Annotated in this window: 10 protein-coding genes; 2 read left to right on the forward strand and 8 right to left on the reverse strand. The window is 68.6% G+C overall.

All coding sequences use genetic code 11. The annotated features are described in order from the left end of the window. Window positions 1–53 precede the first annotated feature (53 nt). The 8 genes from SP5_RS11055 to adh form a co-directional block, all read right to left on the reverse strand. Complete coding sequence (locus SP5_RS11055; RefSeq protein ID WP_042488397.1) at window positions 54–3,287, reverse strand: efflux RND transporter permease subunit; 3,234 nt, start codon at window positions 3,285–3,287, stop codon at window positions 54–56. Then, window positions 3,284–4,444, reverse strand: coding sequence for an efflux RND transporter periplasmic adaptor subunit (locus SP5_RS11060; RefSeq protein ID WP_042488400.1), 1,161 nt, complete (start codon window positions 4,442–4,444; stop codon window positions 3,284–3,286). The genes SP5_RS11055 and SP5_RS11060 overlap by 4 nt, the downstream gene beginning before the upstream one ends. After that, entirely contained in the window at window positions 4,441–5,697 is a 1,257-nt protein-coding gene (locus SP5_RS11065; RefSeq protein WP_042488403.1) for a TolC family protein, read from the reverse strand. Before SP5_RS11065 ends, SP5_RS11060 begins: the two co-directional genes overlap by 4 nt. 55 nt (window positions 5,698–5,752) lie before the next feature. Further along, on the reverse strand, window positions 5,753–6,091 hold the full coding sequence (locus SP5_RS11070) for a hypothetical protein (RefSeq protein ID WP_157013681.1): 339 nt from the start codon (window positions 6,089–6,091) through the stop codon (window positions 5,753–5,755). 211 nt (window positions 6,092–6,302) lie between these two features. Next, entirely contained in the window at window positions 6,303–6,815 is a 513-nt protein-coding gene (locus tag SP5_RS11075; RefSeq protein ID WP_042488440.1) for a GNAT family N-acetyltransferase, read from the reverse strand. Window positions 6,816–6,875: 60 nt separating this feature from the next. Next, the gene (scpC, locus tag SP5_RS11080; RefSeq protein WP_042488407.1) at window positions 6,876–8,390 is read right to left on the reverse strand and encodes a succinyl-CoA:acetate CoA-transferase ScpC; all 1,515 of its coding nucleotides are present in this window, start codon (window positions 8,388–8,390) and stop codon (window positions 6,876–6,878) included. Between the two features lie 73 nt (window positions 8,391–8,463). Continuing rightward, window positions 8,464–9,498 carry an alcohol dehydrogenase AdhP gene (adhP, locus tag SP5_RS11085; RefSeq protein WP_042488410.1) on the reverse strand — a complete coding sequence of 345 codons (1,035 nt, stop codon included), beginning with the start codon at window positions 9,496–9,498 and terminating at the stop codon, window positions 8,464–8,466. Between the two features lie 70 nt (window positions 9,499–9,568). Further along, window positions 9,569–11,080 (reverse strand): aldehyde dehydrogenase, encoded by a 1,512-nt coding sequence (adh, locus tag SP5_RS11090; RefSeq protein WP_042488413.1) that lies wholly within the window; start codon window positions 11,078–11,080, stop codon window positions 9,569–9,571. Window positions 11,081–11,266: 186 nt separating this feature from the next. On the opposite strand from adh, the gene SP5_RS11095 reads away from it, so the two are divergent. Continuing rightward, window positions 11,267–12,307: a sigma-54-dependent Fis family transcriptional regulator gene (locus SP5_RS11095; protein ID WP_042488416.1), complete on the forward strand. Its 1,041-nt coding sequence runs from the start codon at window positions 11,267–11,269 to the stop codon at window positions 12,305–12,307. Between the two features lie 83 nt (window positions 12,308–12,390). Further along, a complete protein-coding gene (locus SP5_RS11100; protein ID WP_042488417.1) occupies window positions 12,391–12,927 on the forward strand; it encodes a hypothetical protein in 537 nt (178 codons plus the stop codon). The last annotated feature ends 2 nt before the right edge of the window (window positions 12,928–12,929 follow it).

Consider the following 12,929-nt stretch of genomic DNA (forward strand, 5'->3'; position numbering starts at 1 on the left):
GTTGAAGCATGTCTGGTGCCCGCCCCCGGACGGTGCCGGGGGCGGGCGGCGGCTCAGGCCTCGGCCAGTGCCCCGGGACGGCGGGGGCGCCCCCGCGATTTCGTCCAGCGCGACACCCAGGCGGTGATCGCGGGCAGGACGACCAGCGTCAGCGCAGTGGAGGTGATAAGCCCGCCGATGACCACCGTCGCCAGCGGCCGCTGCACCTCCGCCCCCGTGCCGGTCGCCAGCGCCATCGGCACGAAGCCCAGTGAGGCGACCAGCGCGGTCATCAGGACGGGGCGCACCCGCTCCATCGCGCCATCGGCGATCGCACGATCATCCTCCTCACCCAGCGCGCGGTGCCGGGCGATGGCGCTCATCATGACCAGGCCGTTCAGCACCGCCACGCCCGACAGCGCGATGAAGCCGACGGCTGCGGTGATCGAGAAGGGGATGCCCCGGAGCAGCAGCGCGAAGACGCCCCCCGCCAGCGCCATCGGCACCGCCGAGAACACGATCAGGGCGGGCACGAAGCCGCCCAGTGCCATGAACAGCAGCGCATAGATGGCCAAGAAGCAGATCGGCACCACCAGCATCAGGCGAAGCCGCGCCGATTGCAGGCTCTGAAAGGTGCCGCCCCAGTCGGTGTACATGCCCGGTGGCAGGGGCATTTTCGCGATCCGTGCCTCGGCTTCCTCGACGAAGCCGCCCAGGTCGCGGTCGCGGACATTGACCTGCACGGTTATCATCCGCTTGCCATTCTCGCGGCTGATCTGGTTCAGCCCCTGGGTATAATGGAAGCTCGCCACCTCGCGCAAGGGCACCGAGCGCGCCGTCTGCCCCTCGACGGCGGGGAGCATCACCGGGATCGCGCCCAGCGTGTCGATATCGTCGCGCTGCACGTCGGGCAGGCGGACGACGACGGCGAAGCGGCGATCCCCCTCGAACAACAGTCCCGCCTCACGCCCGCCCAGCGCCGCCGCGACGGTGGCGGTGATCGCGTCGACCGACAGGCCCAGGCGACCGGCCGCCTGGCGATCGATCCGCACGTCGAAGGTCGGCGCGCCATCGGTCTGCTCGACGCTGACGTCGGCTGCGCCGGGAATGGTGCGGACGGCATCGGCGATCTTCCGGGCCTCTGCCCCCATGGCGTCCAGGTCGTCGCCGTACAGCTTGATCGCGACATCGGCCCGCACCCCCGCGATCAGCTCGTTGAAGCGCATCTGGATCGGCTGCTGGATCTCCGTGCGGTTGCCGATCACCTGCTTCATCCGCTCCTCGACGCGGCGGATGATGTCCGCTTTGGTTCGCACCTCGGCGGGCCATTCGCCCTCGGGCTTGGGGATGACATAGGTGTCGGAGGCATTGGGCGGCATCGGGTCGGTGCCCAGATCGGCATTGCCGTTCTTGGAAAAGACCAGGGCGACCTCGGGCAGCGTCTTCAGTGCCTTCTCGATCCGCATCTGCATCTGCGTCGACTGGTCGATCGAGGCGGACGGGATACGGAAATTGGTGACGGTAATGTCCTTCTCGTCCAGCTGTGGCATGAACTCCTCGCCGAGCAGGCCGAAGCCCAGGGCCGCCGCCACGAACACCGCCACCCCGCCCAGCACGAAGGGGCGGGGCCGGGCGATGGCACGGGCCAGCACCGGGGCATAGCGCGCCTTGAACCAGCGGATGGGCCGCACTTCGCTTTCCTCGACCCGGCCCTTGATCAGGATCGCGATCATCGCGGGCACGAAGGTCAGCGACAGGATGAAGGCGCAGGCGAGTGCGATCATCAGCGTGATCGCCATCGGGGCGAAGGTCTTGCCCTCCACCCCCTGGAACGTCAGGAGCGGCGCGAAGGCGAGGAAGATGATCCCCTGGCCATAGACGGTCGGCCGGATCATCTCGCGCGCCGAGGCGGCGGTCGTCTCCAGCCGTTCCGCGCGGGTCAGCAGCCGCCCCTCGATATGCTGGCGCTCCGCCAGATGGCGCAGGGCGTTCTCGACGATGATGACCGCCCCGTCGACGATCAGCCCGAAGTCGAGCGCGCCCAGGCTCATCAGATTGCCCGACACGCCCAGCATGTTCATGCCCGTCGCGGTCATCACCATGGTGATCGGGATGACGGCGGCGGTGATCAGCGCGGCGCGGACATTGCCCAGCAGCAGGAACAGCACCACGATGACCAGCAGCGCGCCCTCGACCAGATTCTTCCGGACGGTGGCGATGGTCGCGTCGACCAGCTTCGACCGGTTGTAGACAGGCTCGGCAAAGACGTCGGGGGGCAGGGTACGGTTGATCTGGTCCAGCTTGTCGGCGACCGCCGTGGCGACGACGCGGCTGTTTTCGCCGACCAGCATCAGCACGGTCGAGATGACCGCCTCCGACCCCATGCGGCTGCCCGAGCCGGTGCGGACCGCGCCGCCGATCGTCACCTGGCCGACATCGCGCACCCGGACGGGCACCGCGTTGCGGGTCGCGACGACGGCGTCCTGGATGTCCTCGATCGACTTCAGCCGGGCGTCGGCCCGCACGAGGAAGTTCTCGCCCGCACGGCGGACATAATTCGCCCCCGCCGAGACATTGGCGCGCTCGACCGCATCGGCCAGCTCGGTCATCGCGATGCCATAGGCGGCAAGCGCCGACAGATTGGGCTCGATCAGATACTGCTTCACATAGCCGCCATTGGAGTCGACGCCCGCGACGCCCTTCACCGTGCGCATCTGCGGGCGGATGATCCAGTCCTGGACGGTGCGCAGATACGCGGCCTTCGCCAGCTCGGTGGTCAGCCGCTCGCCCTCGGGCGTCAGATAGCTGCCGTCGCGCTGCCAGCCCGGCTTGCCGTCGATCCGGGGGGCGCCGCGCCCGTCGGGATGGCGAAAGGCGATGGAGTAGAAGAAGATCTCACCCAAACCGGTGCTGAGCGGCGCGAGATTGGGCTGGACGCCGACGGGCAGGCTGTCCTTGGCCTGGGCCAGCCGCTCGGCGATCTGCTGCCGCGCGAAATAGATGCTGGTCGCGTCGGTGAACACCGCCGTCACCTGGCTGAAGCCGTTGCGCGACAGCGAGCGGGTCATCTCCAGACCCGGTATGCCCGCCAAGGCGGTCTCGATGGGGAAGGTCACCTGCTTCTCGACATCGACCGGCCCCAATGAGGGGACGAAGGTGCTGACCTGTACCTGTCGATTGGTCACGTCGGGCACCGCGTCGATGGGCAGCATCGTGATCTGCCACGCGCCGAACGCTACGACGGCGAGCGTCAGGACGGCGACCAGCCAGCGCAGGCGGACCGAGCCGGAGAGGATGGCGGCGATCATTCCTCGCCCCCCATGTCCTTTTCGAGTTCGGCCTTGATCAGGAAGGCGTTGGTCGTGGCGATCCTCGTGCCCGCCGCGATGCCCCCGGCGATGGCGACCATGCCGTTCGAGCGGCCCGCGATCGTCACCGGCCGGGCGCGGAAGCCCTGGGCTGTGCGGACGAAGACCATGTCCCGCCCGCCCAGTGTCTGCACCGCGTCCTGCGGGATCGTGATGCCGTCATGGGCGACGCCCCCACTGGCGAAGATGCGCGCCTGGACCAGCTGGCCGGGCGAAAGCGTGTCGGCGGAGGCCTGCGGCGTGACGATGATGGTCGCGGTACGCGACTGCGGATCGACGACGCCGGTCGCGGCGCGGACCCGGCCCGCCACGCCTTGGCCGTCGCGGGTCAGCAGTTCGACCCGGTCGCCGACCCGGATGCGGGCGGCTTCGGCCGGGGGCACGGCGGCGGCGACCTCCAGGCGACGGGGATCGGCGACATGGAACAGATCGGCCTCGGCGGTGACATATTGGCCCAGCCGTGCGGCCGCCATCGTCACGCGTCCGGCGATCGGGCTGATGACTGCCACCGATCGCCCGTCGCCGGTGACGCGCGCGGCGCCCGCGGCCGCACTCGCACGCAGCGCATCGGCCTGTGCCACGGCAAGATTGGCCTGCGCCGAATCATAATCGGCGCGCGGCGAAACCCCCTGCGCCAGCAATCCGCGCTCACGCTCCAGCTGTCGCCGCGCCAACCCGACCCGCGCGGCGGCGGCGGCGCGGTCGGCGGTGATCTGCGAGGCGTCGCGGCTTTCGATCAGCGCCAGTGTCTGCCCGGCGCGCACCGCATCGCCCATGCGGACGAGGATGCGGGTGATGGTGCCCGGCGCGCGGGCGGTAAGCACCGCATCCGCATCGGGCGTCGCCTGGACGGTGGCGGCGGCGATGACCGCGCGGCCCAGCCCGCCCGTGTCCGCAGGTGCGACGGCGATCTGTGACGCCGCGATAGCTTGCGGAGAGATGGCGAGCGTTTCGCGCGGCCCTTTTTCGACGGCGGCCTGGGTGGTCGGGGCGGGGGATGCGTTCGGCCGGGTCAGCCGGGCCGCCCCAAAGCCCAGGGCGGCGGCGGCCACGAGGCCGAGCGCGGCTCCGGTGGACAGACGATATTGGGGGGTCATTGAACCGGTTCTCCGGTGATGCTGAGGCCCGCGAGGCGGGCGAGCGTGGCGCGCGCGTCGAAGCGGGCGATGTCGGCGTCCAGGATGACGCCGCGCGCGGCACCCAGATTGTGGCGGGCGGACAGCAGCTCGATCAGCGGGGCCTTGCCCGCCTCATAGGCGATGCGCGCCAGCCGATAGGCTTCCTCGGCGGTCGCCAGTGTTCGCTTTGCCGCCGTTGCGCGGGCATCGGCCGCGTCGATCTGGGCGCGGGCGGCGTGGGTGCCCGCCTCTGCTTCCAGTCGGGTGGCGGCGGCACGCGCTTCCATGCCCCACAGTTCGGCCTGGGCGGCGGCGATATTGCCCCGGTTGCGATCGAACACCGGCAAGGGAATCGTGACGCCCGCAACGATGGCGGGGCCATTGGCGACCCGCAACTGGCGCACGCCCAGCTGTGCGGTGATGTCGGGCGTCGCGCGGCGTTGCTGCACGGTGACGGCGCGGGCGGCGGCTTCGCGCTCGGCCTGGGCCAGCTTCACGGCGGCGCTCTGCATCGGGTCGACCGGACCGCTGGCCGGGCGGGCGTCCATCCGGTCGATCAGGGACTCGGCCAGCGCCGTATAGGGCCTCGGCGACCCCGCCATCGCCGCCAGCCGGGCGAGCGCGCCGACCCGCTGCGCGCGGGCGACCTCCAGGTCCGACTCCATCGTGTGGAGTTCGGTTTCGGCCTGCACCTGACGCAGCCGAGCTTCCTTGCCGGCCGCGACCAGCGCGCGCGAGACTTTCAGCACGTCCGTGGCCTCCTCCACCTCGTCTTCGGCCAGTGCGATGCGGCGGTCGGCGATTTCGGCTGCGGCATAGGCGCGGGCGAGCTCGGTGGCGAAGGCGACTCGCCCCTCTCTGCTGCGGGCCTGGGCCACTGCCATCCCCGCATCCCCGGCGGCGATCCGCGCGGCACGTTTGCCGCCCAGTTCGATCGGCTGGTCGATCTGAAAGGTCGTCTGCTGCTGGTCGCGGGCATTGGTGCGCAGATCGCCTGCAAAATTCTCGCCATAGAGGTTGATCGAGGGATTGGGGCGCGCGCGGGCCTGCTCGGCAAGGCCGCGCGCCTGCGCCACATCGGCATCCAGCGCGGCGATGCGTGGCGCCTCGCGGGCCTGGCGCAGCAACTGTGCGAAGGGCGGCGCGATCTGCGCCCAGCCTGCGCCGGGGCAGAGCGCCGCCAGCGTACCGGCCAGCGCAATCCTGCGCGACCGGCGAATGAAACCGTTCATATTTGTCCGTCCCTGCCACAATGAAGCCTGTCGACGCCGAGGCGCCGGACCGGGCTCAGCTGCGTGGCGGTCGCAACAGGGCGGCGGGGTCGGTGCCGCCGGGCAGGTCGTCGCTGGCGATCGCCCAGTTTGGCGCGACGATGCGGATCAGATGAAGGGGTGTCGCTACCCCGCCATGAACGATCCACTGGCCGATCGCGTGGGCGAGGGTATGAATGGGCGCATCGGGATCGCTGGGCGACGCCGTATGGCCGTGCAGCACGGACGCGGCGTGGACGGGATCCTCGTCATGCACCATGGCATCATGCCAGCCGGACAAGCCGATCACGCCAAGCACCGCCAGCAGGGCCAGCGCGGCGTTCAAAAAGACGGATCGGGCGTGGCGTATCGCCATGGTCGTCAGAATGACCGGGCGGCATGACGAAGGCAACCCTGCCGCCGGCATCCATCGCGCAGGATCGGCTGTGGCGGGGTGGCCTTTCGGCAGATCATCCTGTCGGCCGATACCAGCCGGAAATTCCCGGCTGGACGGACGGGCCGTCGGCGCAGAAGCCGCATGGTACGGGTCGACGGGGCCGCGCCTCTCGTGAACCCCGGCGCCTGGGTCAGGCGATGCTGCGCTTCAGCAGGATCAGCATGGGGTCGCCCTCGACGGCATGAGGTTCGAAGCCCATCTCCTTTTCGATCGTGATGGCGGAGCGGTTTTCGCGGTCCTCGAGTGCTTCGATCGTACGATATCCCCTGCGCCGCGCATGTTCGACCAGATGGTCGAGCAGCGTCCAGCCGATACCCTGTCGCTTCATGTCGCGCCGGATGGCGATGGCGGCCTCGGCGGAGGTGGATCTGTCGTCGCCTGCCAGCATTGCGGCCGCGAGGATCGATCCGTCGTCGGCAAGGGCGATCAGGCTTTCCGTGTTGCTGTCGTTCGCGGTGATCATGCCCCTGAGCCGCTCATGGCTGACCTCGCGCACGCCGGTCAGGAAACGGAAGCGCAGATCCTCGGGCGAGACATGCGCGAAAAAGGCGGCCAGCGCCGCCTCGTCCTCCCCGCGCGCGGGGCGAACGTGCAGCCGCACGCCTTGGCGGGTGACCAGCAACTCGTTGTCGGCGATCGTCATGATATCCTCCTGCATGGCCGCAACCATCAGGCTTTTTGCCGTCCGCGACATTGACCATGGTCAAGACGGCCGCATCGTTCCCGTTTCCATATAGCGTCGATGCCAGGACAGCGCCTCGGCGGGAAGCGAGGGGGCATGAAGGCCATAGGAGCCACCCTCGGCCCGCATCGCATAGTCGGCGAGCATCGGTCGGTAATCGGGATGGGCGCAGCGTTCGATCACGGCCTTCGCGCGCTGACGCGGCGACAGCCCGCGCAGGTCGGCCAGCCCCTGTTCGGTGACGATCACCTGCACGTCCTGCATGATATGGTCGACATGCGAGGCCTGCGGCACGATGGCGGAGATCTTGCCGCCCTTGGCGGTCGAGGGGGTCATGAAGATTGAGACATAGGCGTTGCGCGCGAAATCACCCGATCCGCCGATGCCGTTCTGGATGCGCGATCCCATCACCAGCGTCGAATTGACGTTGCCGTAGATGTCCGCCTCGATCAGGCCGTTCATCGCGATACAGCCCAGGCGGCGGACCAGTTCGGGATGGTTGCTGATCTCCTGCGGGCGCAGGATCATGCAGTCGCGATACGCGGCCATGTTCGCGTTGAGCCGCGCCGCCGCCTGCGGGCTGAGCGAGAAGGCGGTGGCGGACGCCATGCGCAGGCGCCCGGCATCGAGCAGGTCGAGCATCCCGTCCTGGATCACCTCGGTATAGGCGGTCATCGGGTCGAACGGCGCGTCGACCAGGCCGGACAGCACCGCATTGGCGATATTGCCCACCCCAGACTGGATCGGCAGCAGCGCGGGGGGCAGGCGTCCGCGCGACACTTCATGCGCCAGGAATTCGATGACGTGCCCCGCAATGGCGCGCGCGATATCGTCGGGCGCGGCGAAGGGCAGGTTGCGGTCGGGTGCCTCGGTTTCGACGATGGCGACGATCTTGTCGGGATCGCAGGCCAGATAGGGCGTGCCGATCCGATCATCGGGGCGGACCAGCGGGATCGGCACGCGCTCGGGCGGCAGGCGGGTGCCGTAATAGATGTCGTGCATCCCCTCCAGCGCCGCGTCCTGCCAGCGATTGACCTCCAGGATCACGCGCTTCGCCCGGTCTGCCCAGGTCTTGTTGTTGCCGACCGAGGAGGACGGGATCAGCGAGCCGTCCGCGCGGATGCCCGACACCTCGATGATCGCGGTGTCGAGCGGGCCGAGCACGCCCTCCCACGCCATCGGCGCCACCTGGCTGAGATGCATGTCGAGATAGTCGATCTCGCCCCGGTTGATCTTCTCGCGCGCGACCGGATCGCCGCTATAGGGCAGGCGCTGGGCGATGCCGTCGACCGCCGCCAGCGCGCCGTCCAGTTCCGGGCCGGTCGAGGCGCCGGTCCACAGGTTGACGCGGAACGGATGCCCCTCGGCATGCGCCACCGCGATGCGCCGCGCCAGTGCCTGAGGCACCATCTTGGGATAGCCGGAGCCGGTGAAGCCGCTCGTCGCCACCGTCTCGCCGGCGCGGATCAGGGCGGCGGCGGTGTCGGCATCGGTGATACGCGAACGAAGGGCCGCACAGGCGATACGGTCGGTCATTATTTCTCCAGTGCCGGCGGGCGGGGCTGGCGCCGCCCCAAAACCCGCTTTCGGCGAGTTTTCAAACGGACTCTCAGGCCGTCAGGTCGAGGACGATGCGACCCTCGATCTGGCCCCGCCGCATCCGGTCGAACACCTGGTTGACGTCCTCCAGCCGCGCGGTCGAGACGGTCGCCTTGACCTTGCCCTCGGCGGCGAAGTCGAGCGATTCCTGCAGGTCGAGCCGGGTGCCGACGATCGATCCGCGCACCGTGATGCCGTTCAGGACCAGCCCGAAGATGTTGAGCGGGAAGTCGCCCGGCGGCAGGCCGTTGAGCGCCACGGTGCCGCCGCGCGCCATCATGCCGATGGCCTGCGCGAACGCCTTTTCGCTGACCGCCGTCACCAGTGCGCCCTGCGCGCCGCCGCCGGTCTCGCGCTTGATCGCCGCGGCCGGATCGGCCTCGGTCCGGGCATTGACCGTGACCTTCGCGCCCAGCCGCCGGGCAAGGTCCAGCTTGGCGTCGTCGACATCGACCGCGGCAACGTTCAACCCCATGGCGACCGCATATTGCACCGCCATGTGACCCAACCCGCCGATGCCGGAGATGACGACAGTATCGCCCGGCTTGGTATCGGTCATCTTCAGCCCCTTATAGACCGTGACCCCGGCACAGAGCACCGGTGCGATCTCGGTAAAGCCGATATTGGCGGGCAGATGGCCGACGAAGTTCGGATCGGCGATGACATAATCGGCAAAGCCGCCATTCACCGAATAGCCGGTGTTGAGCTGGCTCTCGCACAAGGTCTCCCACCCGCCCAGGCAGTGTACGCAGTGACCGCAGGCGGTGTAGAGCCAGGGCACGCCGACCCGGTCGCCTTCCTTCACGTGGCGAACGCCCTTGCCGACCGCCGAGACATAGCCGACGCCTTCATGCCCCGGAATGAAGGGCGGATTGGGCTTGACCGGCCAGTCGCCTTCGGCGGCGTGCAGGTCGGTATGGCACACGCCCGAGGCCTGGATCGCGACCTGGATCATGCCGTCGCTGACTTGCGGCACGGGGACTTCGTCGATGGTCAGGGGAGCACCGAATTCGCGGACGACCGCCGCCTTCATGGTCTTCGACATGGATATTCTCCTATCGTCGGAATGATGAAGCGGGGATGGGCGCGCTGGGCCGTCCCCGCCTTGACCGGGGTCAAAAGAAGCCGAGCTTCTTGGCCGAGTAGCTGACCAGCAGATTCTTGGTCTGCTGATAATGGTCGAGCATCATCCGGTGCGTCTCGCGCCCGATGCCGGAGCGCTTATAGCCTCCGAACGCCGCGTGCGCGGGATAGGCGTGGTAGCAGTTGGTCCAGACGCGCCCCGCCTGGATGGCGCGGCCCATGCGATAGGCGCGGGTGCCGTCGCGCGTCCATACGCCCGCACCCAGGCCATAGAGCGTGTCGTTGGCGATGCTCAGCGCTTCCTCATCGGTCTTGAAGGTCGCGACCGAAACCACGGGTCCGAAAATCTCCTCCTGGAAGACGCGCATCCGGTTGTTCCCGCTCAGCACCGTCGGCTTCACGTAATAGCCCTCCAGCCCCTCGGGCCGGTTGCGGGTGCCGCCGGTCAGCACCTTGGCGCCTTCGTCGCGGCCGATGTCGAGATAGCCGAGGATCTTGTCCATCTGCTCCTGCGAGGCCTGGGCGCCGACCATGGTGGCGGGGTCGAGCGGATCGCCCTGGATCATCGCCTCGACCCGCGCGACCGCCTTTTCCATGAAGCGGTCATAGATGGACTCATGGACCAGCGCGCGGCTGGGGCAGGTGCAGACCTCGCCCTGGTTGAGCGCGAACATGGCGAAACCCTCGATCGCCTTGTCGAGATAATCGTCATCCTCGGCCGCCACGTCGGCGAAGAAGATGTTGGGGCTCTTGCCGCCCAGCTCCAGCGTCACCGGGATCAGGTTTTCCGACGCATAGGACATGATGAGCTGGCCGGTCGTCGTCTCGCCGGTAAAGGCGATCTTGGCGATGCGCGGATTCTGGGCGAGTGGCTTGCCCGCTTCGACGCCGTACCCGTTGACGATGTTCAGCACGCCTTCGGGCAGCAGGTCGGCGATCAGCTCGGCCAGCACCATGATCGAGGCGGGGGTCTGCTCGGCGGGTTTGAGCACCACGCAATTGCCCGCCCCCAGCGCGGGTGCGAGCTTCCAGCAGGCCATCAGCAGCGGGAAGTTCCACGGGATGATCTGCCCCACCACGCCCAGCGGCTCGTGGAAGTGATAGGCGACGGTGTCGTGGTCGATCTCCGAAATGCCGCCTTCCTGCGCGCGGATGCACCCAGCGAAATAGCGGAAATGATCGATCGCCAGCGGCAGGTCGGCGGCGGTCGTCTCGCGGATCGGCTTGCCATTGTCCCAGGTCTCGGCGGTGGCGAGGAGGGACAGGTTTTCCTCCATCCGGTCGGCGATACGGTGCAGGATCAGCGCGCGCTCGGCGACGCTGGTGCGGCCCCAGCCGTCCTTGGCCTTGTGCGCGGCGTCGAGCGCCAGTTCGATATCGGCGGCCTGGCTGCGCGCGACCTGGCAGATGACCTGCCCGTCGATCGGCGATCGGTTGTCGAACCAGCGTCCGTCGACCGGATCGACCCAGCGGCCGCCGATGAAATTGCCATAGCGTTCCTTGAACGGTGCTTTGCGCGCCTTGATGGCGTCCTGGATCGTCATCGAACCTCTCCTTGGTCTGTTATGATCCAAGGCTCTGCCCGTAGCGCCCGAAAGGCAAGACGATGCGCGATGAAGTGCAGGCGATGTGGTGGACTTTCCGCCGTCGAGGCGTAGCATGTGTTGCAGGGCGCGACGCCAAAGCCGCGCCGGTGTCGCAACTTGCGACAATGGGAAGAGGATGCGGCGATGGACGGCGCCGGAATAGAATATGGGCGTCGGGCCTTTTTCGATGAGGGGCAGTTGCCGCTGGAAAGCGTGCGCCAGCCGGTGCTTCGCTCCTGGCTGCGATGCACCGATATGGGCTTGGCGCAAGGAAGGCGGCGCGATGGCGGTCCGCTGACCGAGAGCGAACTCAACGCGCTACGCCAGCGGCGCGAGTCGCTGCGCCGCCTGTGCCGTCCCGAGCTGGAGATGCTGGCGGGCGAGGCCCGCGATACGGGCAGCGTCGTGATTCTAGCCGACGCGGACGGCATGATCCTCGACACGATCGGCGATACCGGCTTCCTGTCGCGGGCGGCGCAGGTGGCGCTCCGGCCCGGTGTGTCCTGGACCGAAGCGAGCATCGGCACCAACGCGATCGGCACCGCCATCGCCGAGCGTCGCCCGATCGCCGTTCACGGCCCCGAGCATTTCTTCGCCGAACATGCGGTATTGAGCTGCGCGGCGACGCCGATCCTCGACCCGCGCGGCGCGATCGTCGGGGCGCTCGATATCTCGGGGCCTTCGGTCAGCGGGCATGGCCATGCGCTGGGGCTGATCCGGCTGGCGGTCGACCAGATCGAGCATCGGCTGTTCCGCGACCGGTTCGCCGATTGCCGTGTTCTGCGGATGCATGATGACGCCGCGATGCTGGGCACCGCGCGCGAGGGGATATTGGTGTTCCGCGACGACCGGCTGGTCGCCGCCAACCGGCGCGGGCTTTCGCTGGTCGGGCGCAGCTGGGAGGCGCTGGACGATGCGGCCCTCGGCGAACTGGTGGACATGCAGGGGCAGGCGGCGCGGGGCCGATTGCGCCTGGCCAATGGCGCGACCATGATCGGTGGCTGGGATGCCGAGGGGCGGGGCGGCGGCGTCGAACTGGCCATGGCCACCCGCCCGTTGGCCGATGACCGCGCCGAAGCGATCGAGGCGGCGTTGGCGACGCATGGGGGCAATGTCTCGGCGGCGGCACGGCAACTGGGCGTCCATCGCAGCACGATCCACAGGCATCTCGCCCGCCAGCGCTGAATACGGCCGCCGGGCGCTTTGACCATCGTCAATGCGGGGGCCGCGTCCCTTCGTCACCAGAGGCGCGAAGGAGAAGACCCGCGATGGATCGCAACCCGCTTCAAGGCAGCGTCGTGCCGTTCGCGCAGCGCTGGCACGTCATTCAGGAAATCGACCTGATCCGCCTGGTGCAGGAGCATCGTCGTCGGCTGGCGCTATGCGGGCAGGCGGAGGCGATGGCGGACGCCTTGCCCGATCGTCCCGACGCTTCGACCATGACGCTGTTCCTGCACGCGCTCGATACGCTGGTGGAGCGGGGCGAGCAGGCGGACGGCGTCTATCTGGAGGCGATGCTGTCCAATGGGCGGGCCGATCCGCTCACCGACACGCTCCTCGACCATGTCCGGCACCGGCATGGGGCGGATGCGGCGGCGGCGCGCGAACTGGTCGCGGCCTTTGCCGAGGCGGATGCCTTCGCCGCGCCCGAGACGTTGGGCCATATGCTGCGCAGCTTCTTTAACGGATGCCGCCGCGCGGTCGATTTCGAGCAGCTGGCCATCATCGCGCTGGCCGGACACCGACTGACCCCGGAGGCGCGCGGCCTGCTGGTCGATGCGCTGGCGGGGGCGCTGTACGACTAGAG

Origin of the sequence: Sphingomonas parapaucimobilis NBRC 15100 (genome assembly GCF_000787715.1) — a bacterium.
Taxonomy (GTDB): Bacteria; Pseudomonadota; Alphaproteobacteria; order Sphingomonadales; family Sphingomonadaceae; genus Sphingomonas; species Sphingomonas parapaucimobilis.

What these genes read in the sequence shown, in the direction of transcription:
- SP5_RS11055 (WP_042488397.1), bottom strand. Translation starts at nt 3,287, where the DNA reads ATGATCGCCGCCATCCTCTCCGGCTCGGTCCGCCTGCGCTGGCTGGTC.
- SP5_RS11060 (WP_042488400.1), bottom strand. Translation starts at nt 4,444, where the DNA reads ATGACCCCCCAATATCGTCTGTCCACCGGAGCCGCGCTCGGCCTCGTG.
- SP5_RS11065 (WP_042488403.1), bottom strand. Translation starts at nt 5,697, where the DNA reads ATGAACGGTTTCATTCGCCGGTCGCGCAGGATTGCGCTGGCCGGTACG.
- SP5_RS11070 (WP_157013681.1), bottom strand. Translation starts at nt 6,091, where the DNA reads ATGGCGATACGCCACGCCCGATCCGTCTTTTTGAACGCCGCGCTGGCC.
- SP5_RS11075 (WP_042488440.1), bottom strand. Translation starts at nt 6,815, where the DNA reads ATGACGATCGCCGACAACGAGTTGCTGGTCACCCGCCAAGGCGTGCGG.
- scpC (WP_042488407.1), bottom strand. Translation starts at nt 8,390, where the DNA reads ATGACCGACCGTATCGCCTGTGCGGCCCTTCGTTCGCGTATCACCGAT.
- adhP (WP_042488410.1), bottom strand. Translation starts at nt 9,498, where the DNA reads ATGTCGAAGACCATGAAGGCGGCGGTCGTCCGCGAATTCGGTGCTCCC.
- adh (WP_042488413.1), bottom strand. Translation starts at nt 11,080, where the DNA reads ATGACGATCCAGGACGCCATCAAGGCGCGCAAAGCACCGTTCAAGGAA.
- SP5_RS11095 (WP_042488416.1), top strand. Translation starts at nt 11,267, where the DNA reads ATGGACGGCGCCGGAATAGAATATGGGCGTCGGGCCTTTTTCGATGAG.
- SP5_RS11100 (WP_042488417.1), top strand. Translation starts at nt 12,391, where the DNA reads ATGGATCGCAACCCGCTTCAAGGCAGCGTCGTGCCGTTCGCGCAGCGC.